This window comes from Streptomyces sp. NPDC037083 (genome assembly GCF_055606485.1).
Genome location: NZ_JBVJSQ010000001.1, coordinates 1 through 26,594, shown reverse-complemented (window position 1 = coordinate 26,594; position 26,594 = coordinate 1). Strand labels below are relative to the sequence as shown.

The 26,594-nt window shown below is 71.0% G+C and carries 23 protein-coding genes; 10 read left to right on the top strand and 13 right to left on the bottom strand.

The genetic code is table 11. The annotated features are described in order from the left end of the window. Window positions 1-40 precede the first annotated feature (40 nt). A complete protein-coding gene (locus ACZ7DE_RS00115; protein ID WP_470756256.1) occupies window positions 41-718 on the bottom strand; it encodes a TetR/AcrR family transcriptional regulator in 678 nt (225 codons plus the stop codon). 237 nt (window positions 719-955) lie between these two features. On the opposite strand from ACZ7DE_RS00115, the gene ACZ7DE_RS00110 reads away from it, so the two are divergent. The 4 genes from ACZ7DE_RS00110 to ACZ7DE_RS00095 all read left to right on the top strand — a co-directional run bounded on the left by ACZ7DE_RS00110 (window position 956) and on the right by ACZ7DE_RS00095 (window position 5,355). Beyond that, window positions 956-1,930 (top strand): tetratricopeptide repeat protein, encoded by a 975-nt coding sequence (locus ACZ7DE_RS00110; protein ID WP_470756254.1) that lies wholly within the window; start codon window positions 956-958, stop codon window positions 1,928-1,930. A gap of 645 nt (window positions 1,931-2,575) precedes the next feature. Further along, the gene (locus ACZ7DE_RS00105) at window positions 2,576-3,208 is read left to right on the top strand and encodes a DUF6230 family protein (RefSeq protein ID WP_470756252.1); all 633 of its coding nucleotides are present in this window, start codon (window positions 2,576-2,578) and stop codon (window positions 3,206-3,208) included. Between the two features lie 118 nt (window positions 3,209-3,326). Next, window positions 3,327-3,962: a DUF6114 domain-containing protein gene (locus tag ACZ7DE_RS00100; RefSeq protein WP_470756250.1), complete on the top strand. Its 636-nt coding sequence runs from the start codon at window positions 3,327-3,329 to the stop codon at window positions 3,960-3,962. After that, window positions 3,952-5,355, top strand: coding sequence for a hypothetical protein (locus ACZ7DE_RS00095; RefSeq protein ID WP_470756248.1), 1,404 nt, complete (start codon window positions 3,952-3,954; stop codon window positions 5,353-5,355). Before ACZ7DE_RS00100 ends, ACZ7DE_RS00095 begins: the two co-directional genes overlap by 11 nt. A gap of 106 nt (window positions 5,356-5,461) precedes the next feature. Here the strand turns inward: ACZ7DE_RS00095 and pyk are convergent, their stop codons facing one another. From pyk to pta, 3 genes are all read right to left on the bottom strand, one after another. Next, complete coding sequence (gene pyk / locus ACZ7DE_RS00090; RefSeq protein WP_470756246.1) at window positions 5,462-6,892, bottom strand: pyruvate kinase; 1,431 nt, start codon at window positions 6,890-6,892, stop codon at window positions 5,462-5,464. 89 nt (window positions 6,893-6,981) lie between these two features. Beyond that, window positions 6,982-8,193: an acetate kinase gene (locus ACZ7DE_RS00085; RefSeq protein WP_470756244.1), complete on the bottom strand. Its 1,212-nt coding sequence runs from the start codon at window positions 8,191-8,193 to the stop codon at window positions 6,982-6,984. Beyond that, complete coding sequence (pta, locus tag ACZ7DE_RS00080) at window positions 8,190-10,292, bottom strand: phosphate acetyltransferase (protein WP_470756242.1); 2,103 nt, start codon at window positions 10,290-10,292, stop codon at window positions 8,190-8,192. Before pta ends, ACZ7DE_RS00085 begins: the two co-directional genes overlap by 4 nt. A 201-nt stretch (window positions 10,293-10,493) precedes the next feature. On the opposite strand from pta, the gene ACZ7DE_RS00075 reads away from it, so the two are divergent. After that, complete coding sequence (locus ACZ7DE_RS00075; RefSeq protein ID WP_470756240.1) at window positions 10,494-11,519, top strand: ATP-dependent 6-phosphofructokinase; 1,026 nt, start codon at window positions 10,494-10,496, stop codon at window positions 11,517-11,519. A 31-nt stretch (window positions 11,520-11,550) separates the two neighbouring features. On the opposite strand, the gene ACZ7DE_RS00070 is transcribed toward ACZ7DE_RS00075, so the two are convergent. Together ACZ7DE_RS00070 and mtnN are read right to left on the bottom strand one after the other, a co-directional pair. Continuing rightward, complete coding sequence (locus tag ACZ7DE_RS00070; protein WP_470757883.1) at window positions 11,551-12,180, bottom strand: XRE family transcriptional regulator; 630 nt, start codon at window positions 12,178-12,180, stop codon at window positions 11,551-11,553. Window positions 12,181-12,355: 175 nt separating this feature from the next. Then, window positions 12,356-13,201 carry a 5'-methylthioadenosine/S-adenosylhomocysteine nucleosidase gene (gene mtnN / locus ACZ7DE_RS00065; protein WP_470756238.1) on the bottom strand — a complete coding sequence of 282 codons (846 nt, stop codon included), beginning with the start codon at window positions 13,199-13,201 and terminating at the stop codon, window positions 12,356-12,358. 23 nt (window positions 13,202-13,224) lie between these two features. Between mtnN and ACZ7DE_RS00060 the strand changes: the two genes are divergently transcribed. Beyond that, entirely contained in the window at window positions 13,225-13,788 is a 564-nt protein-coding gene (locus ACZ7DE_RS00060) for a hypothetical protein (protein ID WP_470756236.1), read from the top strand. A gap of 107 nt (window positions 13,789-13,895) precedes the next feature. Here ACZ7DE_RS00060 and ACZ7DE_RS00055 read toward each other — a convergent pair whose 3' ends face one another. After that, window positions 13,896-14,594, bottom strand: coding sequence for a response regulator (locus ACZ7DE_RS00055; RefSeq protein WP_470756234.1), 699 nt, complete (start codon window positions 14,592-14,594; stop codon window positions 13,896-13,898). Continuing rightward, on the bottom strand, window positions 14,591-16,273 hold the full coding sequence (locus ACZ7DE_RS00050; protein ID WP_470756232.1) for a sensor histidine kinase: 1,683 nt from the start codon (window positions 16,271-16,273) through the stop codon (window positions 14,591-14,593). The genes ACZ7DE_RS00055 and ACZ7DE_RS00050 overlap by 4 nt, the downstream gene beginning before the upstream one ends. Before the next feature lie 123 nt (window positions 16,274-16,396). Here ACZ7DE_RS00050 and ACZ7DE_RS00045 point away from each other — a divergent pair, with 123 nt between their 5' ends. Continuing rightward, window positions 16,397-17,821, top strand: coding sequence for a cation:dicarboxylate symporter family transporter (locus ACZ7DE_RS00045; protein WP_470756230.1), 1,425 nt, complete (start codon window positions 16,397-16,399; stop codon window positions 17,819-17,821). 289 nt (window positions 17,822-18,110) lie between these two features. Here ACZ7DE_RS00045 and ACZ7DE_RS00040 read toward each other — a convergent pair whose 3' ends face one another. Together ACZ7DE_RS00040 and ACZ7DE_RS00035 are read right to left on the bottom strand one after the other, a co-directional pair. Further along, window positions 18,111-18,260, bottom strand: a complete 150-nt coding sequence (locus ACZ7DE_RS00040) for a hypothetical protein (RefSeq protein WP_470756228.1) — start codon at window positions 18,258-18,260, stop codon at window positions 18,111-18,113. Window positions 18,261-18,304: 44 nt separating this feature from the next. Beyond that, on the bottom strand, window positions 18,305-18,814 hold the full coding sequence (locus tag ACZ7DE_RS00035; protein ID WP_470756226.1) for a hypothetical protein: 510 nt from the start codon (window positions 18,812-18,814) through the stop codon (window positions 18,305-18,307). Between the two features lie 350 nt (window positions 18,815-19,164). Here ACZ7DE_RS00035 and ACZ7DE_RS00030 point away from each other — a divergent pair, with 350 nt between their 5' ends. The 3 genes from ACZ7DE_RS00030 to ACZ7DE_RS00020 all read left to right on the top strand — a co-directional run bounded on the left by ACZ7DE_RS00030 (window position 19,165) and on the right by ACZ7DE_RS00020 (window position 22,343). Continuing rightward, the gene (locus ACZ7DE_RS00030; RefSeq protein ID WP_470756224.1) at window positions 19,165-19,593 is read left to right on the top strand and encodes a MerR family transcriptional regulator; all 429 of its coding nucleotides are present in this window, start codon (window positions 19,165-19,167) and stop codon (window positions 19,591-19,593) included. Beyond that, complete coding sequence (locus ACZ7DE_RS00025) at window positions 19,590-19,922, top strand: thioredoxin family protein (RefSeq protein WP_470757881.1); 333 nt, start codon at window positions 19,590-19,592, stop codon at window positions 19,920-19,922. The genes ACZ7DE_RS00030 and ACZ7DE_RS00025 overlap by 4 nt, the downstream gene beginning before the upstream one ends. Window positions 19,923-20,099: 177 nt before the next feature. Then, on the top strand, window positions 20,100-22,343 hold the full coding sequence (locus ACZ7DE_RS00020) for a HelD family protein (protein ID WP_470756222.1): 2,244 nt from the start codon (window positions 20,100-20,102) through the stop codon (window positions 22,341-22,343). Window positions 22,344-22,587: 244 nt separating this feature from the next. Here ACZ7DE_RS00020 and glgB read toward each other — a convergent pair whose 3' ends face one another. The 3 genes from glgB to ACZ7DE_RS00005 form a co-directional block, all read right to left on the bottom strand. Continuing rightward, window positions 22,588-24,894 (bottom strand): 1,4-alpha-glucan branching enzyme, encoded by a 2,307-nt coding sequence (gene glgB / locus ACZ7DE_RS00015; RefSeq protein ID WP_470756220.1) that lies wholly within the window; start codon window positions 24,892-24,894, stop codon window positions 22,588-22,590. A 12-nt stretch (window positions 24,895-24,906) separates the two neighbouring features. Beyond that, on the bottom strand, window positions 24,907-26,286 hold the full coding sequence (locus ACZ7DE_RS00010) for a maltokinase N-terminal cap-like domain-containing protein (protein ID WP_470756218.1): 1,380 nt from the start codon (window positions 26,284-26,286) through the stop codon (window positions 24,907-24,909). A gap of 85 nt (window positions 26,287-26,371) precedes the next feature. Then, a partial coding sequence (locus ACZ7DE_RS00005) for an alpha-glucosidase C-terminal domain-containing protein (RefSeq protein WP_470756216.1) occupies window positions 26,372-26,594 on the bottom strand: 223 nt, incomplete at its 5' end.

The window sequence follows — 26,594 nt, the reverse complement described above, 5'->3', positions numbered from 1 at the left end:
GCGGCTCCCCGGGGCGGGGGCGCAGCCGCGGGCGTCCCCTTCAGGAGCCGGACGGGCCCGACAGGCCGGACACGCCCAATGGGCCGGACGTGCCGGGCGTCGCGGACGCCGACGACAGGCCCTGCAGCAGCACCCGCGTGAAGCCGCGCACCCACTCCTCGTCCGCGGGTTCCGCGCTGACCAGGGTGCGGTGCACCACGGCGCCCGCCACCACGTCGAAGATGAGGTCGACCGTGCGGGCCGCCTCCACCGGGTCCGACTCCGGGGGGAGTTCGCCGCGGGCCTGGGCGCGGGCCCGGCCCTCCAGGACCAGCCCCTTCTGCGGATCGACGATGGAGGCGCGGATGCGCTCGCGCAGGGCGTCGTCCCGGGTGGACTCGGCGACGGCGGCCATCAGTCCGCTCTTGGCCTCCGGGCGGGCCAGGATCGCCGCGAACTGCAGGACCACGCCCTCGATGTCGGCGGCGAGGCTGCCGCGGTCGGGGAGTTCGAGTTCGCCGAAGAGCTCCGCGACCGCGTCGACGACCAGTTCGTTCTTGCCGGCCCAGCGGCGGTAGAGGGTCGTCTTGGCGACGCCGGCGCGTGTCGCCACGTCCCCCAGCGTCAGTTTCGACCAGCCCAGCTCGACCAGTGCCTCCCGCGTCGCGGCCAGGATCGCGGTGTCCGCGGCGGCGCTGCGCGGACGGCCGGGACGGCAAGCGGGAGTGCGGCTCTGCATGTTCCGACCATAACCGCAGGTTTTTTCCGCGCTTCCGTGAGGGAGATCACCGGAGCGGGGTGTTGCGGAGGCACCCGGTGCCATTACGCTACGACTCGTAGCGAAAGCTCGCGACGGACGTACGCGGGCCAGGCCTGACAGGGCGCGGGGTGGGGACCCGGGCGCTCCTGTTCGGGAAGTTCGGGAAGTATTCGGATCGCTTTTCACGCAGGCGCGCGGACGGGGGAGGATAGACGCATGCAGCCACGGAACATGTCCATGAGCGGAGTCGTCGACCTCGCCGCGGTGAAGGCGGCCCAGGAGGCCAAGGCGAAGGCGGAGCAGACGCGCGCCGAAGCGGCGCGGCAGGGCGGCACGGGAGCCGTCTCCCCGGCCGATCTCGTCATCGACGTCGATGAGGCGGGCTTCGAGCGGGAAGTCCTGCAGCGGTCCGCCGAGGTGCCCGTCGTCATCGACTTCTGGGCCGAGTGGTGCCAGCCCTGCAAGCAGCTGAGCCCGGTTCTGGAGCGGCTCGCCGTCGAGTACAACGGCCGCTTCCTGCTCGCCAAGATCGACGTCGACGCCAACCAGATGCTGATGCAGCAGTTCGGGGTGCAGGGCATCCCGGCGGTGTTCGCCGTCGTCGCCGGGCAGGCGCTGCCCCTCTTCCAGGGGGCCGCCGGCGAGGCGCAGATCCGCCAGACCCTCGACCAGCTGGTGCAGGTCGCCGAGCAGCGCTTCGGGCTCACCGGCCTGACCGTCGACGCCGACGCGGAGGCGGGCGCCGCCCAGACGGTCGCGGCCGAGCCCGTCGGGCCGTACGACGGCCTGCTCGAAGCCGCCGTACAGGCGCTGGATGCCGGTGACTTCGGCGGCGCCGTACAGGCCTACAAGAACGTGCTCGCCGACGACCCCGGCAACAGCGAGGCCAAACTCGGGCTCGCGCAGGCCGAGTTGCTCCATCGGGTGGGCGCCATGGACCCGCAGCAGGTGCGCAAGGACGCCGCCGACAGGCCGAAGGACGTCGAGGCGCAGATCGCCGCGGCCGACCTGGATCTGGTGGGCGGTCACGTCGAGGACGCGTTCGGCCGGCTCATCGACACCGTCGGCCGCACGGCCGGTGACGACCGGGACGCCGCGCGGCTGAGGCTGATCGAACTGTTCGAGGTGGTCGGCCCCGAGGACCCCCGGGTGGCGGCGGCCCGGCGCGCGCTGGCGCGCGCGCTGTTCTGATCCGGCAGGAGTCCGGGTTCTGACCAGTCGCTAAACGTCGGAGCCCGTGCTGCCGGAGTGAAAGTTCTGCTGATCTGGTTCCCCAGCGGCCGCGCTTTACCAAATCTTGGTAATCGCGGCCGCTGTTACTGCGAGTAGGACCAGGGCGTCGATCTGTCGGATTCCGTCCATCGATCAACAGTTTTGTCCTGGGCATGAAAGACACCCTGAGTTGCTGCCCGAGACCTGTGGGTCGTTGTTCGGTTATCCGGCCGTTACTAGCGAGTAACGAACCCCCTTGTGCGGGCGGCGAGAATGCACCACGATCGGCCACGCTCGGTCCAATCCCGTACCCCGACAGCCGGTTGGGTCAACGGACTTTCCTGGGTCCCCACCGAGCAGGGTCGACGGCGCTGCCGCCGGCCCTTGGGCAGGGGGGTCTTCGCTGCCGCGAAGCCTGTCCAGCAAGGTTGTGCGTGATGCGTGTCAGGCGCGACCAGTGGTTGTCGCTCGGGGGTGATCGCCGGTGATCGGTGCGCGGTTCGCGCCTCCGAGACGGGCGCTCCCCTTCCCGAGGACGTAGCACTTCTCCCATCCCTGCCCGGTTGAGTCGCCGTCTCGGGGGCGAGCCGGGAACAGGAGATGTACGTCCGAGAAGGAGGAAATATGGAGTCCCAGGTGCGTGGCGGGACCAGATGGAAGCGGTTCGCTGTGGTCATGGTGCCCAGCGTTGCCGCCACGGCATGTATAGGTGTCGCCCTCGCGCAGGGCGCACTGGCCGCGTCGTTCAGCGTGTCCGGTCAGTCGTTCAAGGTGACGGCGGACAAGCTCGAAGGCACCGGCTTCTCGCAGTACGGCGCGATCGACTCGGGTTACACCCTCGACGGCAAGAAGACGGCTCACCCCGTCGCCGTCTCGGCGTTCAAGAGCGCCTCGATCACGAACATGTGCCAGTCCGTGGTCACCCCGAACATCCCGCTGATCGGTTCCGTCAGCCTGATGCTGAAGGCGGGCGGCGGCGGTACGCCGGCCGAGGCCGAGAACCTCTACATCGACGTCGAGGACCTTGAGGCGAACGCGACCTTCAAGAACATCGACATCGGCGTCGCGGCCAAGGACGCCAGCAAGGGTCCCGGCATCAAGAGCGGTGACACGGCGAACCCGTTCGGTTTCGCTCAGCAGGCCGACTCGGCCACGCTGACCGACGTGAAGCAGACGGCGTGGGCCACCACCGCCGGAACCTTCAAGCTCAGCGGCCTGAAGATGTCGCTGTCGACGGGTGTCAAGGAGTGCTACTAAGCACTCTCTGACGGGCGGGGGAGCCGGTGGCGCCCCCGCCCGTCCAGTCTGAAGCCCGGGTCTTCACCGGCCGCACGACTCACCACCACAGAAACGCCGCACCAGGGAGCTGTTTTCCATGAGCGCCGAGACCCCTGCCGCCTCCGGCCAGTTCACTCGCCGGAGGGAGCAGTTCCGCGCCTGGCGGGGCACCAGGCCGTTCTGGGCGGGCTTGTTCGTCCTTCTCGCCGGCTTCCCCATCGCCTACTTCCCTTACGCGCACCTCCAGGTGGGCCATCTGACCTTGGCGATGGCGACCACCGCGGGCGCGGGGTCACTGATCATCGGCGTGCTCCTGGGCGTCCTCGGCATCAGTCTGTGGTTCCAGAAGCACGTACAGGTCTTCGCGGGAGTCGCGGCGATCCTGCTCGGGCTGGTCTCCATCCCTGTGTCCAACCTCGGCGGCTTCCTCATCGGCTTCCTGTTCGCGCTGATCGGCGGGGCGATGGCCGTGTCGTGGGCCCCGGGCGCGCCGCCCGCGCCGGCCCCGGCGCCGGAGGTCGGCGAGAACGCCGGAGACGCCCCCGAGGGCGCGTACCCCGGCCCCGCCCCGGCGGGCGACCTGAGCGAGAACCCGTACAGCACGGGCCCCGCGGTCACCGAGAAAACGTCCCTCACCAAGGACGACGAGAGCACGGGCGAGCCGCACGATCTGCACGACCTGTCAGGAACGAGCCCGGCCAACGGGGCGAACGGGAGGCACAGTGCCGGCTGACGAGGTTTCCACCGGGAGCGATGTGGACGCTGCCCGCGTGAGAACCAACGGGCCGCGCCACGCGGCACCCAAGAAGCCGCTGTTCACCAGGTTCCACATGCCGGCCGGCAAGGCGATAGCCCTGGCGGCCATGCCGACGGCGGTCCTCATGGGGATGGGCTTCACGCCCACCCTCGCCAACGCCGACGACCAGCCGGCGTCCAAGAGCCTCACGATCGACGAGTACAAGGACTGTGTGGCGGCCCTGGAGGGCGCGGACGCCTCCGCGTCGGCCTCGCCCACGCCGTCCGCCTCCGAGAGCGCGAGCGAGTCCGCAGAGGACTCCAAGGACGGCTCCAAGGACGACTCCTCGGACAGCGGCCAGAGCGACTCGGGCGGTTCGAAGGACACTTCGGGCGACTCGGACGGCAAGGACGGCTCCTCGTCGTCGGATTCAGGTTCCGACGACGCTGCCGAGCCCTCTCCGTCGGCGTCCTCCTCACCCGAGAAGTCGACGACGTCCGGTGACACCGCGACGGCGAGCCCGTCGGCCGCCGAGACGGACAAGAACGTCCTGGACACCATCGGCGACGCCATCACGGACCTGCTCGACGGCAAGGAGGGCGACGCGCCGGCCGATGCGAGCCCGTCGCCGTCGGCCTCCGCCTCGGCCGGCGACCCCACGTCGGACTCGGGTTCGGGCTCCTCGGGCTCCACCGGTTCCTCCGGTTCGTCGGACTCCTCCGACTCCTCGGGCTCCTCCGGTTCCTCGGGCAAGGACACCTCGGACACGTCCAAGGACACGGCCGACTCCGTCACCGACAAGGCCAAGGGCACCGCCGAGGACGCCGCCGACACGGCGAAGGACAAGGCGAAGGACACCGCCGACGCCACGGCCTCGCCGAGCCCCTCGGCGAGCGCCGCCACGGACGCCGACGACTGCCCCGCCGCCACGGACGAGGAGGGCGGCATCGACAACAAGACCAGGCTGCCCGACGACCCCTGGTTCCTGAACGCCAGTTCGCTGCTCCTCAAGGGCGCCGACTACCAGGGCATAGTCAAGGTGAAGACCGCCAACGGCACGGTCAAGGAGGTGCTGAAGTACGTCATCTCCGACGGCACCGACATCGGCGACCTGCACCAGACGGTGAACGACAAGCAGTCCGGCCGGACCTACCACGTCCAGGCGGGCAAGGGCACGACGTCCACCATCCGTGACGGCGACACGGTCATGTACACGGAGAGCATCTCGGGCAACCTGTTCGGCCTGATACCGGTGACGTTCAGCCCGAAGAGCCCGCCGCCGCTGAACATCCCGCTGATCTACTTCACCAACGTGAAGGTGCAGCAGGCGGGCCAGTTCGGCGGCACGCTCACCGTGCCCGGCCTGCACCAGTTCACGAGCGCCGGCTGACCGAAGCCCCCAGAACCGTCCGGGAGCCGCGAGAAAGCGCTGAGGGCGCCCCCTGTCACAGGGGGCGCCCTCAGCGCCGTGCGGGACCCTTCGCGGGGCCGGCCGCTCAGTCGCGGGAGCCGCCGCCGAGGTGGTGGACCCGGAGCATGTTGGTGGTGCCGGGCACGCCGGGGGGCGAGCCGGCGGTGATGATCACGATCTCGCCCGGGTTGAACCGGTTGATCTTCGCGATCTCCTGGTCGACCATGTCGACCATCTCGTCGGTGGTGTTCACGAACGGCACGATGTGCGACTCGACGCCCCAGCTGAGCGCCAGCTGGTTGCGGGTCCCCTCGTCGGTGGTGAAGGCGATGATCGGCTGGGACGCGCGGTAGCGCGAGAGCCGACGGGCCGTGTCGCCGGACTGCGTGAAGGCCACCAGGCCCCGGCCGCCGAGGAAGTCGGAGATCTCGCACGCGGCGCGGGCGATCGAACCGCCCTGCGTGCGCGGCTTCTTGCCCGGCACCAGCGGCTGCAGCCCCTTGCTGAGCAGCTCCTGCTCGGCCGCGGTGACGATCTTCGACATCGTCTTCACGGTCTCGATCGGGTACGCGCCCACGCTCGACTCGGCGGACAGCATGACCGCGTCCGCGCCGTCCAGGATCGCGTTGGCCACGTCGGAGGCCTCGGCGCGGGTCGGACGGGAGTTGGTGATCATCGACTCCATCATCTGGGTCGCCACGATCACCGGCTTGGCGTTGCGCCGGCACAGCTCGATGAGCCGCTTCTGCACCATGGGCACCCGCTCCAGCGGGTACTCGACGGCGAGGTCGCCACGCGCGACCATCACACCGTCGAACGCCATCACGACGTCCTCCATGTTCTCCACCGCCTGCGGCTTCTCCACCTTGGCGATGACGGGGACGCGACGGCCCTCCTCGTCCATGACCCGGTGGACGTCGGCGACGTCCTTGGCGTCCCGGACGAAGGACAGTGCGACCAGGTCGGCGCCCATGCGCAGCGCGAACCGCAGGTCCTCGATGTCCTTCTCGCTCAGCGCGGGCACGTTGACGGCCGTGCCGGGCAGGTTGATGCCCTTGTGGTCGGAGATGACACCGCCCTCGATGACGATGGTCCGCACCCGCGGCCCCTCGACGTCGAGGACCTTCAGCTCGACGTTGCCGTCGTTGATGAGGACCTGGTCGCCGCGCGAGACGTCGCCCGGCAGGCCCTTGTACGTCGTGCCGCAGATCGTCTTGTCGCCGGGGACGTCCTCGGTGGTGATGGTGAACTCGTCACCGCGCACCAGCTCGACGGGGCCCTCGGCGAAGGTTTCGAGACGGATCTTCGGGCCCTGGAGGTCGGCGAGGACACCGATGGCCCGGCCGGTCTCCTTGGCGGCGGCCCGGACCCGGTCGTAGCGACCCTGGTGCTCGGCGTGTGTGCCGTGGCTGAAGTTGAAGCGGGCCACGTTCATGCCGGCTTCGATCAGCGACACGAGCATTTCGTGGGAGTCGACCGCGGGGCCGAGAGTACAGACGATTTTCGAACGGCGCATGGGGCGATCCTATCGGTTTGTTTCGCTACGGAATATTCCGTCTGGCGGAAGATACAAATGAGAGTGGGGGTGCTCAGTTGCTTTCCATCTCAGTTTGTGTTTCCCACCAATGCGTAGGTCTGCGTGGCGATCTCCAGTTCCTCGTCCGTCGGCACCACCGCGACCGCCACCCGGGCGCCCGCCGGAGAGATCAGCCGCGGCCGTTCGCCGCGTACGGCGTTCAGCTCGTCGTCCACCGCCAGGCCCAGTGAGTCCAGGCCCGCGACGGCCGCGGCCCGCACCGGAGCCGCGTTCTCCCCGACCCCGGCGGTGAACGCGACCGCGTCCACCCGTCCGAGCACGGCGTAATAGGCGCCGATGTACTTCCTCAGCCGGTGAATGTAGATGTCGAACGCGAGCTTCGCCTGCTCGTCGCCCTCGTCGATCCGGCGTCGGATCTCCCGCATGTCGTTGTCGCCGCACAGTCCGACGAGTCCGCTCTTCTTGTTGAGAAGAGCATCGATTTCGTCGATGGACATTCCGCCAACACGCGCCAAATGGAAGATGACGGCCGGATCGGTGTCCCCGGAACGCGTACCCATCACGAGCCCCTCCAAGGGCGTCAGCCCCATCGAGGTGTCGACGCACCGGCCCTTCTCCACGGCCGACGCCGACGCCCCGTTGCCGAGGTGCAGCACGATGACGTTCACGTCCTCTGGGGCCTTGCCGAGCAGCTTCGCCGTCGCCCGGGACACATACGCGTGCGAGGTCCCGTGGAAGCCGTAGCGCCGCACGCGGTGCGTGTCGGCGGTCTCGACGTCGATCGCGTAGCGCGCGGCCGCCTCCGGCATGGTCGTGTGGAAGGCGGTGTCGAAGACGGCGACCTGCGGCAGGTCGGGGCGCAGGGCCGTCGCCGTGCGGATGCCGGTGAGGTTGGCCGGGTTGTGCAGGGGAGCGACCGGGATCAGCCGCTCGATCTCGGCGAGGACGGCGTCATCGATCACGGTCGGCCGGGTGAAGTGCTTGCCGCCGTGCACCACGCGGTGCCCGATGGCGGCGAGTTCGGGGGAGTCCAGGCCGAGCCCGTCCTTCGCCAGCTCCTCCGCCACGGCCTTCAGCGCGGCGCCGTGGTCGGCGATCGGCCCGGTCTGCTCGCGGGGCTCGCCGCCCGTGGCGAGCGGGGTGTGCTTCAGCCGGGAGGACCGCTCGCCGATGCGCTCGACGAGCCCGCTCGCCAGCCGGCTGCTGTCCCGCATGTCGAGCAGCTGGTACTTCACCGACGAGGAGCCGGAGTTGAGGACGAGGACGCGGGTCGCGCTCACAGATCGGTCGCCTTCTCGCTGGAGGTCCGGGACGGGCTCTGGGCCTGGATCGCCGTGATGGCGACGGTGTTGACGATGTCCTGGACCAGAGCGCCCCGGGACAGGTCGTTGACGGGCTTGCGCAGACCCTGCAGCACCGGCCCGACCGCGATCGCGCCGGCCGAACGCTGCACGGCCTTGTAGGTGTTGTTGCCCGTGTTGAGGTCCGGGAAGATCAACACGCTGGCCTGCCCGGCGACTTCGGAGCCCGGCAGCTTGGTCGCGGCGACGGTCGGCTCGACGGCGGCGTCGTACTGGATGGGCCCCTCGATCTTCAGATCGGGCCGCCTCTCGCGCACCAGCTCCGTCGCCTCGCGCACCTTGTCGACGTCCGCGCCCGAGCCGGACGTGCCGGTGGAGTACGACAGCATCGCGATCCGCGGCTCCACGCCGAACCGGGCGGCGGTGGTGGCCGACTGGATGGCGATGTCGGCCAGCTGCTCGGCGTTCGGGTCCGGGTTCACCGCGCAGTCGCCGTAGACGAGGACCTTGTCGGCCAGGCACATGAAGAAGACGGACGAGACGATGTCGGCGTCCGGCTTGGTCTTGATGATCTCGAAGGCGGGCCGGATGGTGGCCGCCGTGGAGTGCACGGACCCGGACACCATGCCGTCGGCGAGCCCCTCCTGGACCATGAGCGTCCCGAAGTAGTTCACGTCGGACACGACGTCGTACGCCAGCTCGACGCTGACGCCCTTGTGGGCGCGGAAGGCCGCGTACTTCTCCGCGAAGGCGTCGCGCAGGTCGCTGGTCGCCGGGTCGATCAGCGAGCAGTCACCGAGGTCGATGCCCAGGTCGGCGGCCTTCTTGCGGATCTGGTCGACGGGCCCGAGGAGGGTGAGGTCGCACACCCCCCGGCGCAGCAGCACCTCGGCCGCGTGCAGCACGCGCTCCTCGGTCCCCTCGGGCAGGACGACCCGGCGCCGGTCGGAGCGCGCCTGCTCGAGGAGCTTGTGCTCGAACATCATCGGCGTGACGCGGTCGCTGCTCGGCGCGGAGACGCGCTTGAGCAGCTCGCTCGTGTCGACGTGCCGCTCGAACAGACCCAGCGCGGTCTCGGCCTTGCGCGGGGTGGCCGCGTTCAGCTTGCCCTCCAGGGAGAACAGCTGCTCCGCGGTGGGGAAGCTGTTGCCTGGCACCGAGACGACCGGGGTGCCGGGGGCGAGACGGGCGGCGAGGGTGAGGATCTCGTCGGTCGGGACCTCGCCCAGGGTGAGCAGCACACCGGCGATCGGCGGGGTGCCGGCACTGTGCGCGGCCAGCGAGCCGATGACCAGGTCGGCCCGGTCGCCCGGGGTGACGACCAGACAGCCCGGCGTCAGGGCGTTGAGGAAGTTCGGCAGCATCGCCCCGCCGAAGACGAAGTCGAGGGCGTCGCGGGCCAGCCCGGAGTCGTCCCCGAGGAGCACCCGGGCGCCCAGGGCGTGGCTGATCTGCGCGACGGTCGGCGCGGACAGGGCGGGCTCGTCGGGCACGACGTAGCAGGGCACGGGCAGCCGGGTGGCGAGCCCGGCGGCGATGTCCTCCCGGTCCTCGCGGGCGACCCGGTTGGTCACCATGGCGAGGACGTCGCACCCGAGGCCGTCGTACGCCCGGTAGGCGTTGCGGGTCTCGGCGAGCACCGACTCCGCGGTCTGCTTGCGGCCGCCGACGACCGGGATCACGGACGCGCCGAACTCGTTGGCCAGGCGCGCGTTGAGCGCCAGCTCGTCCGGGAACTGCGTGTCGGCGTAGTCCGTCCCCAGCACGAGGACGACGTCGTAGTCGCGGGCGACGCGGTGGAATCGCTCGACGAGGGTGGAGACCAGTTCGTCCGCCCCCTGTTCGGCCTGGAGGGCGGACGCCTCGTGATAGTCCATGCCGTAGACGGTGGCCGGATCCTGCGCCAGCCGGTACCGGGCGCGCAACAGCTCGAAGAGCCGGTCGGGCCCGTCGTGGACGAGGGGCCGGAACACGCCCACCCGGTCGACCTGCCGGGTCAGGAGTTCCATGACCCCCAGCTCGACGACCTGGCGGCCGTCGCCGCGGTCGATACCGGTCACGTACACGCTGCGGGTCACGCGAGCTCTCCGTTTCGTTCCGGGGCAGTTTGTCCGGGTGCTCTCTCCGGCGCACAAAAATCGCCCACCTAGGTGAGCAGATCCCTCTTGACAATACCCCCGGCTGTGATTAAGGCGCCCGTCAAGCGACAGCCCGCTCGGCGGCGTGAAACAATCGGACCCGGCTCCCCGGTACCCACAGCGAGCAGGAGACACAGCACGATGCGCATCGGAGTTCTCACCGCCGGCGGCGACTGCCCCGGCCTGAACGCAGTGATCCGTTCGGTCGTGCACCGCGCCGTCGACAACTACGGCGACGAGGTCATCGGCTTCGAGGACGGCTACGCGGGTCTGCTGGACGGTCGCTACCGGACCCTCGACCTCAACGCGGTGAGCGGCATCCTGGCCCGCGGCGGCACCATCCTCGGCTCCTCCCGCCTGGAGCGCGACCGGCTGCGCGAGGCCTGCGAGAGCGCGTCCGACATGATCCACGACTTCGGCATCGACGCCCTGATCCCGATCGGCGGCGAGGGCACGCTGACGGCGGCGCGGATGCTGTCGGACGCCGGACTGCCGGTGGTCGGCGTCCCGAAGACGATCGACAACGACATCTCGTCGACCGACCGCACGTTCGGCTTCGACACGGCGGTCGGCGTCGCGACCGAGGCGATGGACCGCCTGAAGACGACCGCGGAGTCCCACCAGCGGGTGATGGTCGTCGAGGTCATGGGCCGCCACGCGGGCTGGATCGCGCTGGAGTCCGGGATGGCGGCGGGCGCGCACGGCATCTGTCTGCCGGAGCAGCCCTTCGACCCCGCCGACCTGGTGAAGATGGTCGAGGCGCGGTTCGCGCGCGGCAAGAAGTTCGCCGTGATCTGCGTCGCGGAGGGCGCACACCCGGCCGACGGCACCATGGACTACAGCAAGGGCGCCATCGACCAGTTCGGCCACGAGCGCTTCCAGGGCATCGGCACGGCACTGGCCTACGAACTGGAGAAGCGCCTCGGCAAGGAGGCCCGCCCGGTCATCCTCGGCCACGTCCAGCGCGGCGGCGTCCCGACGGCGTACGACCGTGTCCTCGCCACCCGCTTCGGCTGGCACGCGGTGGAGGCGGCGCACCGCGGCCAGTTCGGGCGGATGACGGCGCTGCGCGGGACGGACGTGGTGATGGTGCCGCTGGCGGAAGCGGTGACCGAGCTGAAGACCGTGCCGGCGGACCGGATCGTGGAGGCCGAGTCGGTCTTCTAGCCGGCCCGGCCTTCCGGGCGGGCCGCGGTCGTCAGGCGGTCCGCTTCTCCAGGCTCGTCCAGAAGCAGTCGAGGATCCGGTCGAGGAAGTCCCGGCCGGCGTCGCTCGCCTCACCGGCCGCGCTGCCCTCGCCCCAGCTCAGCGTGGCGACCATCTGCCCCTGGTAGTCCTGGTGCAGCTCCCGGAGGGTCTCCTCCAGGAGCGGCCGGTCCAGGGGCACGATCCTGCCCACCGGCTTGACGTAGGCCTGCCAGCGCGTGCGGACGGCGGAGCGCAGCAGGTCGGCGAGCTTGTCCTCCCGGCCGGTGACGGTGACCAGGTCGGGCGGCGAGAGGTCGAGCAGCCCGGCCAGGGCGGCGGACTGCCGTTCCGTGCCACGCCACTGGCCGCTCTCCTCCATGCGCGTGTACGCCAGGAACTCGTGCCCCACGGCCCGGGCGACGTCCTCGGGTGCCAAGCCGCGGGCGACGCGGTGTTCGCGCAGGGTGCGGGGGCGTCCGATGAGTTCGGCCGGGGAACACCACAGGACGCCCGCGAGAGCGGTGAGTTCGGCGTGGGCGGGGGTGACGGCCCCCCGCTCCCAGGCGTTCACGAGGTCGGGGGTGGCGTGCGGGAGGGCGTAGGAGGCGCGCAGCCCGTGGGCGACGTGACCGGGGGTCATGCCCAGGGCGACGCGGAGCCTGCGGGCGGCGGGGGCGTTGAAGGGGGGACCTGGCTGACGGGTGTGAGCTGGTGGTCTGGGCACGGGGGCCAAGGTAGGGGTCGAGGCGTGCGATGACTACGGGGTGTTCGGACATAGTCACCGGTTGTGGGAAGCGACGACGGTGCCGGACGGGTCACTCGGGTCTTCCGGTGATCTTCCCGATGACGGGTCCGTAGTAGGTGCCGCCCTGGAAGGTGATCCGGTCGCCGCCGGTCGCACGCCGGGGCCGCCCGTCGGCGGCGGACGCGTCCGTTGAGCGGGGGCCGTGCTTGCGCAGGATCGCCGCCGCGACCCTGGCCGCCTGTCCCGCCGCCAGCTCCTGGGAGCCCTCCGCGTCGGCCGTGCCCTTCTCCGCGTCGGCGAGGTCGCTGACGCCCCGGATGACGAGGGCGTCCAGGCGGCCGCACAGATGCGCCGCGTGGGACGCCCCCGAGCCCTCCATCTCGATGGCGTACGCGTCGTTGTACGTCCGCCGGATGTACGCGCGCAGCGCGGACCGCTCGTCCGCCAGCACGACGTCCCCGCAGGCGATCGGCTTGCGGTGGGCGCGCACCCCGTCCAGGTCGCGCAGCGCCGACCGGGCCGCCTGGATCAGGCGGTGCGAGCCGTGCCAGGCCTCGGGGCGGGCCAGGAAGCCCTCGGGAGTCCGCTTGCCGCCGTGGACGGCGTAGACCTTGGTGCCGACGACGACGTCCCCGAGCCGCAGGTGGTCCCTGAGCCCGCCGGCCACGCCCACGAACAGCAGGCACTCCGGGGCGAGTTCGGAGACGATGCGGGTGGTGAGCGCCGCGGTGGTCAGGGCTCCCTCGCCGAGCTCGGCGAGCGCCACGGTCCAGTTCGTACCGGAGAGCCGCCCCTCCTCGAGCCGGGTCCCGTCGTCGAGGACGACTTCGTGGAGGTTCTCGAGCAGCGCGCGCATCGCGTCGTACTCGACCGGAAGGGCGGTGAGGACCACGACAGTGGGATTTGTCTCCGACACCCCTTTAAGGTACTGCCTAGACCATGGGGGAGGGGGCGGTCGCGGTGGCCGAACAGGACGTGACGTCAGGGCAGTTGCTGCTCGCGGAGTACCAGAGCGTCAAGGACGAGCAGAAGGCCCGGATCGGGTTCCGGGACAACCTGCTGTACGTGACCCTGGCCGTGGTGGCCGCGGTCGTCGCCGCGGCGGCCCAGGCCGAGCAGTCGTCGATGCTGCTGGGCCTGCCGCCGGTGTGCGTGGTCCTGGGGTGGACCTACCTGGTCAACGACGAGAAGATCTCGGCCGTCGGACGTTACGTGCGGCAGGAGTTGGGGCCGCGTCTCGCCGAACTGGCGGGCGCCGACGTGGCGTTCCGGTGGGAGACGTTTCACCGGGGCGACGCCCGGCGGGTGTCCCGGAAGATCGTGCAGTGCGTGGTCGACCTGCTGGCCTTCTGCGTCGTCCCGCTCGCCGCGCTGGTCGTGTACTGGGGCGGCGGACAGGTCACGTCCGGCCTGCTCGTGCTGTCCCTGGTCGAGGCGGGCGCCGTCGCGGGGCTCGGGGTGTTCGTCGTGCGGTACGCGGTGCCCTTCGGGGGCGGCGGCTGACGATCCCGCCTGCCGGCCCGCGCCCCCGGCCTCGGGCCGTCGGCGTTCGGGTGTGCGCGTCGGCGCCGTCGCGTCGAGCCCCCGGGCCCGTGCCGAGGCGAGCCGCCTCACCGTCCCTTGGCCGGTCCCGGCACCCATCGGTAGACCAGCTCCGGCCTTCCCACCTGCCCGTACAACGGCTTGCGCTCCGCCCTTCCCGCCTCCACCAGGTGTTCCAGGTACCGGCGCGCCGTGATCCGTGAGATGCCCACCGCCTCGGCCACCCCGGCCGCCGTCAGCCCCTCCTCGGCCTGCCGGACGGTCTCCGTCACCCGTTCCAGGGTCGGTGCGCTCAACCCCTTGGGCAGTGCGGCGGGGCCGGGTGCGCGCAGTGTCGCCAGCGCCCGGTCCACCTCGTCCTGGCCGCTCGCCTCGCCCGCGGCCCCCCGGAACTCGGCGTAGCGCACGAGCCGGTCCCGCAGGGTGGCGAACGTGAAGGGCTTCAGCACGTACTGCACGACCCCCAGCGAGACGCCCTCGCGGACCACCGTCAGGTCCCGTGCCGAGGTCACCGCTATCACGTCCGCGTGATATCCGGCCGCCCGCAGCGAGCGAGCCAGCTGCAGGCCGTGGCCGTCCGGCAGGTGCAGGTCCAGCAGGAGGAGGTCCACCGGCGTGCGGTCCAGCAGGCGGCGCGCCTCCGCGCCCGTGTGCGCCTTGCCCACGGCCACGAACCCCGGGACCCGTCCGACGTACATGACATGGGCGTCCGCGGCGACCGGATCGTCCTCCACGACCAGTACTCTGATCGGCTCGTCACTGGTCATCCTCTGCCTCCCGACGCGGACGCCGGCTCCGACGCGGGCCCCGACGCGGACGACGCGGGCCCGGTCCCCGGCGCGGCCGCGACCGTCGTCCGCAACGGCAGGCGCACCACGAACTCGGCCCCGCCGCCCTCGGCCTCGGCCACCGACAACGTGCCCTCGTGCCGGTGCACGGCCTGCCGGACCAGGGCCAGCCCGAGACCCCGGCCGCCCGGCCCGGCCGGTTTCGTGGAGAAGCCGCGTTCGAAGACCAGGGAGGCGTGCGCGGGATCCACCCCGGCTCCCGTGTCCACGACCCGCAGCAGCAGCTCGGGACCCTCCGTGGACGCCGTCACCGACACCTGCGCCCGGACGCTGCCCTGGGCCGCGTCCACCGCGTTGTCGATGAGGTTGCCCAGGATCGTCACCAGATCCCTGGCGGGCAGGGACTCCGGCAGCAGGCCGTCGTCCAGCGTGCTCTCCTGCGACACCACCAGCTCCACGCCCCGCTCGTTCGCCTGCGCCGTCTTGCCCAGCAGCAGGGCCGCCAGGACCGGCTCGCTGACCGCCGCGACCACCTGGTCCGTCAGCGCCTGGGCCAGCTCCAGTTCCGCCGTCGCGAAGTCCACCGCCTCCTGCGCGCGTCCCAGCTCGATCAGCGAGACGACCGTGTGCAGCCGGTTCGCCGCCTCGTGGGCCTGGGAACGCAGCGCCTGGGTGAAGCCGCGCTCGGAGTCCAGCTCGCCCATCAGCGACTGGAGCTCGGTCACGTCGCGCAGGGTGACGACGGTGCCGCGGTGTTCGCCGCCCGACACCGGGGACGTGTTGACGACGAGCACCCGGTCCGCCGCCAGGTGCACCTCGTCCACCCGGGGCTCCGAGGCCAGCAGCGCGCCGGTCAGCGGGGCCGGCAGACCGATGGCCGCGACCGACCGGCCCACCACCTCCTCGGAGACCCCCAGCAGCTCGCGGCCCCCGTCGTTGATCAGCGCCACCTTGTACTGTCCGTCCAGCATCAGCAGCCCCTCGCGCACTGCGTGCAACGCGGCCTGGTGGTAGTCGTGCATCCGGCTCAGCTCCGTCGCGTTCATGCCGTGGGTGTGCCGGCGCAGAGACGCGTTGATGACGTACGTGCCGATCGCGCCGAGGGCCAGAGCCCCGGCGGCCACCGCGAACAGCGCCGTGACCTGGTCCTGCACCCGCTTGCTGATCGACTCGACCTTGATGCCCGCGCTGACCAGGCCGACGATCCGCTCGCCGTCCTCTATCGGGGTGACCGCGCGGACGGACGCGCCGAGAGTGCCGGTGTAGGTCTCGGTGAAGGTGTCGCCCTTCAGGGCCTTCGCCGTGTTGCCGCGGAAACGCTGGCCGATCTGGGCCCGGTCCGGGTGGGTCCAGCGGATGCCCTGCGGATTCATGATCGTGACGAAGTCGACGTCCGTGTCCCGCATGATCCGCAGAGCGTACGGCTGCAGCTCGGCGGTCGGGTCGGAGGTGCGGATCGCCGCCCGCACGGAGGGGGAGTCGGCGACGGAGCGGGCCACCGCGGTGGCCTGGCTGCGCGCCGCCTCCTCGGCCTGGTCGCGGTCGCTGACGTACGTGAACAGCGCATATCCCGCCACGAGGACCGCGATCAGCACGGCCTGCATGGCGAACAGCTGGCCGGCGAGGCTGCGGGGTCTGGGCAGGTCGGGGATGCGCATGCCGTCAGTGTGCCCCCGTGGTCGAGCGTGAACTAAATGAACGGAAGGGTGACCGCCCTCACAGGGCGCGAGAGAGTCACGGCATCCCCCACAACTTCCCGGACGTGAGCCGCACGCCGGTGAATGCCGACGAAGACGTCAAGGAGGGCAGCCGTGGCCGCCAGCAGCACCCCCGATACGGCACCAGCACCCGTGGTGAAGCGGGACCGCACCCACTACCTGTACATCGCGGTGATCGTCGCGGTCGCCCTCGGCATCGCCGTGGGCCTCGCCGCCCCCGACTTCGCCGTCGAGCTCAAGCCCATCGGCACCGGCTTCGTCAACCTGATCAAGATGATGATCTCGCCGATCATCTTCTGCACGATCGTGCTGGGCATCGGGTCCGTCCGCCAGGCCGCCAAGGTCGGCAAGGTCGGCGGCATCGCGCTCGGCTACTTCGTGGTCATGTCGATGGTCGCGCTCACCATCGGCCTGGTGGTCGGCAACATCCTGGAGCCGGGCAGCGGCCTGCACATCACCGACGCCGTGAAGGAGACCGGCCAGGCGCAGGTCTCGGCGGAGGCCAAGGACACCACCGAGTTCCTGCTCGGCATCATCCCCACCACCATCGTCTCCGCCTTCACCGTGCCGGACGTGCTGCAGACCCTGCTCATCGCGCTGCTGTGCGGCTTCGCCCTGCAGGGCATGGGCAAGGCGGGCCAGCCGATCCTGCGCGGCGTCGAGCACATCCAGCGGCTCGTCTTCCGCATCCTCGCGATGGTCATGTGGGCCGCTCCGGTCGGCGCCTTCGGCGCGATGGCCGCGGTCGTCGGCTCGGCGGGCGTGGACGCGCTCAAGAGCCTCGCCGTTCTGATGCTCGGCTTCTACACCACGTGCTTCCTGTTCGTCTTCGTCGTGCTCGGCGCCCTGCTGAAGATCTTCACGGGCCTGAACATCCTGACGTTCTTCAAGTACCTCGCCCGTGAGTTCCTGCTGATCCTCTCCACCTCCTCCTCCGAGTCCGCGCTGCCGCGGCTCATCGCGAAGATGGAGCACCTGGGCGTCAGCAAGCCCGTCGTCGGCATCACCGTCCCGACCGGCTACTCCTTCAACCTCGACGGCACCATGATCTACATGACCATGGCGTCCCTGTTCATCGCCGACGCGATGGGCACGCCGATGTCGATCGGCGAGCAGATCCCGCTGCTGCTGTTCCTGTTCGTCGCCTCCAAGGGCGCGGCCGGCGTCACCGGCGCGGGCATGGCGACCCTGGCCGGCGGCCTGCAGTCGCACAAGCCCGCCCTGGTGGACGGCATGGGCCTCATCGTCGGCATCGACCGCTTCATGAGCGAGGCGCGCGCCCTCACCAACTTCGCCGGCAACGCCGTCGCCACCGTCCTGGTCGGCACCTGGACCAAGGAGATCGACAAGGAGCGCGTCCAGCTGGTGCTCGCCGGCGGCCTGCCGTTCGACGAGAAGACCCTGCTCGACTCCGACCAGGACGAAGCCGTGCCGGCCGACCTGCCCGAGCAGCGCGGGGAGGGCGAGAAGGAACTCGCCAAGGCCTGAGGACCAGGTCCCGGGCCCCTCAGCTCCGGGTGTCCGGCCCCGCCTGAACCGGGGCCGGACACCCGGCCACCGCCCCCCTGCCCCCCGGCTCCGGGCGGCCGAGCACTCCCCCGTGGCTCGGTCGCCCGGTTTCTCTTTGTCTGCCTTCACAGCCGATGCGATGGCAAAGCAGGCGGGGACGCCCGCCGCGAGTCATGACCCGCGGCGGGCGTCCCCGCCTCACATCTTTTAGGCCCGTGCAGGGCCTCGTCTCAATTCACGTGGAGTTCACCGGATTCACCGGAAAACCTCAGCGCGAATCACGGCTCAAGGAAAGGTGGCGCCATCCGAAGTAGAGCGTGCCCAGCGCTCCTCCGGTTGCGCCGACGAAACACAGGATCGTCGCCCAGGAGGCCATGTCCTGTGTCATCCACAGCAGGCTCACCACGACCAGCGCCACGGAGAGCGCGCATCGCTCCCCATGGCCCGGGCCCCGGCGACCTGTCAGTCCCCGATAGCGCTGCACTTATAGGTGACGCCCTTCATCTTGATGTCCCGGAAGCCCACCCGCAGCGTCGTGTTGACGGGGGCGACATCGCCGCCGCCGCCACCGCCGCTGCTCGCCCTGCGGCAGTCGTATCCGAGGGCTTCGAGCTTCTTGAGGTCGCTCTTCGCCTGGTAGCTGTTGTACGAGGCGATCATGGCCGCTCGTTTCTGCGCGGGCGTGGCGTTCTTCGCCTGCGAGTACAGGTAGCAGCCGATGCTGGCGCCGATGCCCACCCATGACGCGCCCTTGGCAAGTGCGCGGGACAGGCCCGCCGCGCCGCTGCCGATCCCCAGGACCGTGCAGAGTTCGTCGGCTCCGGCGCGAAGCTGTGCTTCCGTCACCGCCTGTGCGGCGGTCCCCTCACCCTCGGCCGAAGCGGCGAATGCCGTCTGGGCGCCGACGCCGCACATCGCCCCGGTCATGGTGAAGGCGATCAGGGCAGAAATCCCCTTGCTTCGTACGTTCACGAAGTTCAATCCCCCATATGTTTTCGAAAATGCTTGGTCAGAGCGATGTGGACGCTACCAGCGGTGACATGTGGGGGCAATCAATAATTCACCAAGAGTGGGTTTCCGTAAGGGGTGGGATCTGTGGACACGGTGAATCCCGCGCAATCCAGCTCAATCCCGCAGAACGGGCGTTCTGGTCGTATGCAGACGTAAATACCCCACGGTGTCGCACCGTCGAAAGGGTGGGGTGCGGTGCGCCGGACGTCAGGGCGGGGGCGCCCAGGCCCGCGCCCGGGCAGGCGGCCGTGCCGGGCTCCCGCTCCCGGGGGGTTGCCTTGACGTCGGCGTCAAGGCTTACGTTCGTCGGCATGCGCATCGGCGAGCTGGCCGCGCGGGCCGGGACGACGACCCGGACCCTGCGGTACTACGAGGCGCGCGGGCTGCTGCCCGCGCGCCGCGGAGACAACGGGTACCGGACGTACGACGAGAGCGACCTGAAGCTGCTGCGGCAGATCAGGACGCTCCAGGACTTCGGGTTCGACCTGGAGGAGACCCGGCCCTTCGTGGAGTGTCTGCGGGCGGGTCACCCGGAGGGTGACTCGTGTCCGGCGTCGCTCGCGGTCTACCGGCGCAAGCTGGCGGAGCTGGACGAGCTGATCGGGGAGCTGCAGGCGGTGCGCGCCCAGGTCGGTGAGCAGTTGGACAGGGCCGAGCGGGCGCGCGACGAGCTGGCGGTCGAGGCGACGGTTCCGGGTGGTCCGGATCCGGTGTGCGAACTGGGAGGGCGGACGCGGTGATCAAGGCGGCGGGTGTGGCCGAAGTGACGGACGAGGACTTCGCGGCGGAGGTGATCGGGGCTGAGCTGCCGGTGCTGGTGGAGTTCACCGCCGACTGGTGCCCGCCGTGCCGGCAGATGGGTCCGGTGCTGACCGCCCTCGCGGCGGAGGAGGGCGAGCGGCTCAAGGTGGTCCAGCTGAACGTGGACGCCAACCCGGAGACCACCAACGCCTACAGGGTGCTGTCGATGCCGACCTTCATGGTGTTCCGGGACGGCGAGCCGGTGAAGGCGATGGTGGGGGCCAGGCCCAGGCGGCGGCTCCTGGAGGAGCTGGCCGACGTGCTCTGAGGCCCACTCGACACGAAGAAATCCCCCGGGCAATTGCGCCCGGGGGATTTCTCTGCGTATATTCGATGATTCGCGACTTCATGGAAATCGAGTCGCAAAGAAGCTCAGTGGACACAGTATATCCGGGCGGGAGTGGAATTGTCAAACACCGGTTTTCCACACAATGAAGACGCGGAATTGCGGCGCGAGCAGGAATTCATCGACGGCCTGTACGCGCGCGTGGACGCCCTGCGTGGGGACACCGAGGCCGGCGTCACGGACGCCCTCGCTCAGGGCGACAAGCCCATGCAGGCCCGGCTGGAGCGGGACATCCTCGTCGCCGAGCGCTCGGGGCTGCTGGCCGCGCTGAACGCGGTGGACGGCTCCCTGTGCTTCGGCCGCATCGACCTCGCCTCGGGAACGAACCACCACATCGGCCGCATCGGCCTGCGCACCGACGACGCCGAGCGCACGCCCGTCCTGATCGACTGGCGTGCCGACGTCGCCCGCCCCTTCTACCTGGCCACGGGCCACACCACGATGGGACTGCGCCGGCGCCGGCACCTCACCACCGAGGGTCGCCGGGTCACCGCCCTGCACGACGAGATCCTCGATCTCGGCGACGCCACCCGCACCGGCCACGAGGACCCCACCGGTGACGCGGTGCTGCTCGCCGCGCTCGACTCGGCGCGCACCGGCCGGATGAGCGACATCGTGCAGACCATCCAGGCCGAGCAGGACGAGATCATCCGCGCCCCCCACCGCGGGGTGCTGGTGGTGGAGGGCGGCCCGGGCACCGGCAAGACGGCCGTCGCCCTGCACCGGGCGGCCTATCTGCTCTACGAGCACCGGGAGCTGCTCGCCAAGCGGGCCGTCCTCATCGTCGGCCCCAACCCCGCGTTCCTCGGCTACATCGGCGAGGTGCTGCCCTCGCTCGGCGAGACGGGTGTGCTGCTCGCGACGGTCGGGGAGCTGTTCCCCGGCGTCCGGGCGACGGCGACCGACACCCGGGAGGCGGCGGCGGTCAAGGGCCGCGCCGACATGGCGGACGTGCTCGCCGAAGTCGTACGCGACTGGCAGGCGCTGCCCGACCCGGTGATCGCGATCGAGCACGACCGCGAGATCCTGATGCTCGACGACGGTCTCGTGAAGGTGGCACGCGAGCGCACCCGCGCCGCGAACCTCCCGCACAACGCGGCCCGTGAGCACTTCGAGGGCCACATCCTCAACACGCTCACGGACATGGTCGCCGAACGCATCGGCACGGACCCGTTCGACGGCACGAACCTGCTGGACCCGAGCGACATCACCCAGATCCGCGACGAACTCGCCGAGAACCCCGAGGTCTGGGCCGCCGTGGACCAGCTGTGGCCGCGACTGACCCCGCAGCGCCTGGTCGCGGACTTCCTCGCCGACCCCGTCGGCTACGTCTCCGACGACGACGCGGCCGTCATCCGCCGCCCCGTGACACGGGCGTGGACGGTGGCGGACGTGCCGCTGCTGGACGAGGCCGCCGAACTGCTCGGAGTGGACGAGCGGGTGGCGCGGGCCCGGGCGGAGCGGGAGCGGGAGACACAGGTCGCCTACGCGCAGGGCGTGCTGGACGTGTCCTACGCCTCGCGCACCTACGAGTTCGAGGACAAGGACGAGGAGGACTCCGAGGTCCTGTCCGCGCACGACATCATCGACGCCGAGCGGTTCGCCGAGCGGCACGAGGAGGACGACCACCGCAGCGCCGCCGAGCGCGCGGCGGCCGACCGGACCTGGGCGTTCGGGCACATCATCGTCGACGAGGCGCAGGAGCTGTCGCCCATGGCATGGCGGCTGCTGATGCGGCGCAGCCCGACCCGCTCGATGACGCTGGTCGGCGACCCGGCGCAGACCGCCGAGGCGGCGGGCGTCGGTTCCTGGGAGGGAATCCTCCAGCCCTACGTCCAGGACCGCTGGAAGCACACCCGCCTCGGCGTCAACTACCGCACCCCGGCGGAGATCATGGCGGTGGCGGCCGCGGTGGTGCGCGCCGAGCACCCGGACTTCGAACCGCCCGGCTCCGTCCGGTCGACGGGCGTGCGGCCGTGGGCGCGCGAGACCGGCGACCTGCCCGACGCGGTGGCCGAGGCGGTCGGGGAAATGACGCCCGCCGAGGGCCGGCTCGCGGTCATCGCCCCGCGCGACCTGCACCGCAAACTGGCGGCACGGCTGGACGGCGTGACGGCGGGCGCGGAGCCGGACCTGACGCAGCCGGTCGTCCTGCTCGACCCCCGGCAGTCGAAGGGGCTGGAGTTCGACTCCGTCCTGGTGGTGGAGCCGGCCCGGTACGGCACGAGCGACCTGTACGTGGCGCTCACCCGCGCGACGCAGCGGCTGGGCGTGCTGCACAGCCGGACGCTGCCGAAGGCCCTGGCCGACGCGTTCGCGTCACCGGGGATCACCGAGGCGTAACGTCCGCTCCCGCCTCACCGCACCCGCACGGCCGGTGCGGTACGCGTTCGGCAGGACAGCCGGCCGTACGCGTACCGCACCGACCGGCGACCCCGCGCCCGCCCGGACCGCAGCCCGTCCAGCCGTCGCCGCCGCGGCGGCTCGGGTGCGCCGGGACACGGGGGCGGGGGCGCGGGCGCGTGGGACGCCGGGCTCCCGGGCCGTCCGCGGCGAGTCGGAGGCCGGGGTGCCGACCGCGCCGGCCTCACGCCGGCCGCAGCCACACCGCCGCCAGCGGAGGCAGCGTCAGCCGGACGCTCGCCGGGCGGCCGTGCCGCCCCTGCGCCTCCGGCTTGACCGGATCGGGGCCGGTGACGCCGCTGCCGCCGTACGCGGCCGCGTCGGTGTTGAGCGCCTCGTGCCAGGCCGGGACGTCGTCGGGGACGCCGAGCCGGTAGTCGTGGCGCACCACGGGGGAGAAGTTGCACACGCACAGCAGCGGGGAACCCTCGGCGTCGTAGCGCAGGAAGGCGAAGACGTTGTCCTCGGCCGCGTCGCCGACCACCCACTGGAACCCGGCGGGGTCGGTGTCCAGCTCCCAGAGGGCCGGCGTCGCCCGGTAGACCGCGTTGAGGTCCCGGACCAGGTCCCTGACGCCCCGGTGATCGGCCTCGGCCCCGTACGCCGGATCCAGCAGCCACCAGTCGGGGCCGTGCGCCTCCGACCACTCCGCGCCCTGCGCGAACTCCTGCCCCATGAACAGGAGCTGCTTGCCGGGGTGGGCCCACATGAAGGCCAGATAGGCCCGCAGGTCGGCGCGCTGCCGCCACCAGTCGCCGGGCATCTTCGACACCAGCGAGCGCTTGCCGTGCACCACCTCGTCGTGCGAGATGGGCAGCACGTAGTTCTCGCTGTAGGCGTACACCATCGAGAAGGTCATCTCGTGGTGGTGATACCTGCGGTGCACCGGCTCGTGGCTCATGTACTGCAACGAGTCGTGCATCCAGCCCATGTTCCACTTCAGCCCGAACCCCAGGCCGCCGAAGCCGCTCGGCCCCGGATGGTGGGTGGCCCGCGTGACGCCGTCCCAGGCCGTGGACTCCTCCGCGATGGTGACGACCCCGGGGCTGCGGCGGTAGACCGTCGCGTTCATCTCCTGCAGGAAGGCCACCGCGTCCAGGTTCTCCCGGCCGCCGTGCTCGTTGGGCGTCCACTGTCCGGGCTCGCGCGAGTAGTCGAGGTAGAGCATCGAGGCGACGGCGTCCACGCGCAGTCCGTCGATGTGGAACTCCTCGCACCAGTACGAGGCGTTGGCCACCAGGAAGTTGCGCACCTCGCGGCGGCCGAAGTCGAACTCCAGCGTGCCCCAGTCCGGGTGCGCGGCCCGCAACGGGTCCTCGTGCTCGTACAGCGGACGACCGTCGAACTCGGCGAGGGCCCACTCGTCGCGCGGGAAGTGCGCGGGCACCCAGTCCATCAGGACGCCGATGCCGGCCCGGTGCAGCGCGTCCACCAGGTACTTGAAGTCGTCCGGAGTGCCGAGCCGGGCCGTGGGCGCGTAGAAGCCGGTGACCTGGTAGCCCCAGGAGCCGCCGAAGGGATGCTCGGCGACCGGCATCAGCTCGACATGCGTGAAGCCCAGGTCGCTGACGTACGCGGGCAGTTGATCAGCCAGCTGACGGTACGTCAGACCGGGTCGCCAGGACGGCAGATGGATCTCGTACACCGAGAACGGGGCCTCGTGCACGGGTATCTCGGCCCGCCGGGCCAGCCACTCCTCGTCGCCCCACTCGTACCGTGAGGAGTCCACGATCGACGAGGTCGCGGGCGGGACCTCGGTCCGCCTGGCCATCGGGTCGGCGCGCAGGGTGTGCGAGCCGTCGGGGCGGGTGATGTCGAACTTGTACAGCTCGCCCTCGCCGATCCCGGGCACGAACAGCTCCCAGACGCCCGACGAACCGAGGGAGCGCATCGGGAACCCCGTGCCGTCCCAGAAGTTGAAGGAGCCGGTCACCCGCACACCGCGCGCGTTCGGGGCCCACACGGAGAAGCTGGTGCCGCTGACCCCCTGGTGGGTCCTCGGGTGCGCGCCGAGCACCGTCCACAGCTGTTCGTGCCGGCCCTCGCCGATCAGGTGCAGGTCCAGTTCGCCCAGCGTGGGCAGGAAGCGGTAGGCGTCCTCGGTCTCCACGGTCGTGTCCTCGTACGCCACGATCAGCCGGTGGACCGGGACCTCCGCCAGGGGCAGCAGACCGGAGAAGAAGCCGTCGCCGTCGTCGTGGAGCTCGGCGCGCAGGTCGCCCGCGAGCACCGTGACGGACCGCGCGTACGGGCGCAGCGCCCGGAAGACGACCCCGCCGGGCACCTGGTGTGCGCCGAGCACGGAGTGCGGGTCGTGATGGGAGCCGTGCAGAAGGCGTTCGCGGTCGCCGGCGTCCGGGGCGGGGGAGAGGATCGGTGCCGGTGTCGGCGTCGATTCCGGTGTCGGTGCTGTGACTGGTGCCGGCGTCGGTTCGGCGGGGAGCTGCTCGTTCTTCGCGGCGGCTTTCTTGACCTTCTTCGGGGGAGTCACTGCGGAGCCTCCTCAAGGCAGGTCGGGTGCGGCGAGGCGATGTATCGCGGACAGGGGGACGGCGAGCCAGTCGGGGCGGTGCCGGGCCTCGTAGACGACCTCGTAGACCGCCTTGTCCGTCTCGTAGGCCCGCAGCAGCACGGGGTCGGTGCGTGGGTCGACACCGGCCGTCTCGGCGTATCCGGAGCAGTAGGCCGCCCGGCAGGCGTGCGCCCAGCCCGGGGCGGGCGGGTCGGCCGAGTGGGCCGCGTAGTCGAAGGAACGCAGCATGCCCGCCACGTCCCGGACGGTCGGCTGCGGCATGCGGCGCTCCGCCAGCGGCCGGGCCGGCTCTCCCTCGAAGTCGATCAGCGTCCACTCGCCGGCGGCCGTGCGCAGGCACTGCCCGAGGTGCAGGTCGCCGTGGACGCGCTGGGCGGTCCAGGTGCGGCCCTCGGCCGCCAGGTCGGCCAGAGCGGTGAAGGCGGTGCGCAGCGCCGGCGCGTAGGGGCGCAGCGCCGGCACCGCCTGCGCGGCCGCGTCGAGCCGCTCGGTCATGCCGTCCACCATCGGCCCTATCTGCGTCTGCCCCAGGGTCGCCGTGGGCAGCGCCCGGGCCAGCGCCCCGTGCACCTCGGCCGTGGCCCGCCCCAGCGCCCGGGCCTCGGCGACGAAGTCCTCGCCCTTGGCCAGTTCCCGCAGCGCGAGCTCCCAGCCGTCCGCCGCGCCCTGCAGATACGGCTGCAGGACGCCCAGGACGTAGGAGTCGTCCTCGCCCTCGTCCAGCTCCGCGTGCAGCCACGCGGTCGGCGCAGGCACCCGGGGGCAGCCTTCGCGGGCCAGCGCCAGCGGCAGCTCCAGGTCGGGGTTGACGCCCGGCACGACCCGGCGCAGCAGCTTCAGGATGAACGTATCTCCATAGACGACGGACGAATTCGACTGCTCGCCCGTCAGCCGGCGCGGGACCAGTCCCGACCGGATCTCCTGCCCCGGATCGCGCTCGCAGCGCAGCGGGCCGATCCGGGCCCGGGTGCGCAGGGCCTCCAGCAGCACCTCGGCCGGGCGGGTGTCGTACAGGGCGTCGAAGACGGTCCGCCCGGTCAGCGGCCCCTGCGTGACGTGTCCGATCATCGCGGGGGCCAGCCGGGGCGGCAGGGCCTCGCGGACGCCGATCAGGAGCTGGTAGCAGTCGCCGGGGCCCGCGCCCTGCCGGGCGCGCACCAGCAGGTGGTACAGGCCCAGCCTGGACCCGGCGGGCAGCAGCTCGGTGGCCGCCACCAGCGAGAACCCGGTGACCGGACGCCCTTTGCCGGCGAACCAGCGCTGCCGTGGCAGCCATTCACGCAGCAGGGGGTCCAGTGACGCGAGGAGGCCGGGGATTGTCTTGCCGGAGAGCGTGACCGTTTCCGCCATGGCGCCACATTCCTTTCCCCGCGGGTCGGGGTGTTACTGATGCGTGCCCCGGGCGGGGCAGGGGAAACCGCCCCGCCCCGGGGTTCTAGGCCGCGTCCTTGCGCAGCCTGAACCAGTAGAAACCGTGCCCGGCCAGGGTGAGCAGGTAGGGCAGTTCGCCGACCGCCGGGAAGCGCACCCCGCCGAACAGCTCCACGGGGTAGCGCCCGCGGAACCGGCTCAGATCGAGCTCGGTGGGCTGTGCGAAGCGTGAGAAGTTGTGCACGCACAGCACCAGGTCGTCCTCGTACTCGCGCAGGAAGGCGAGG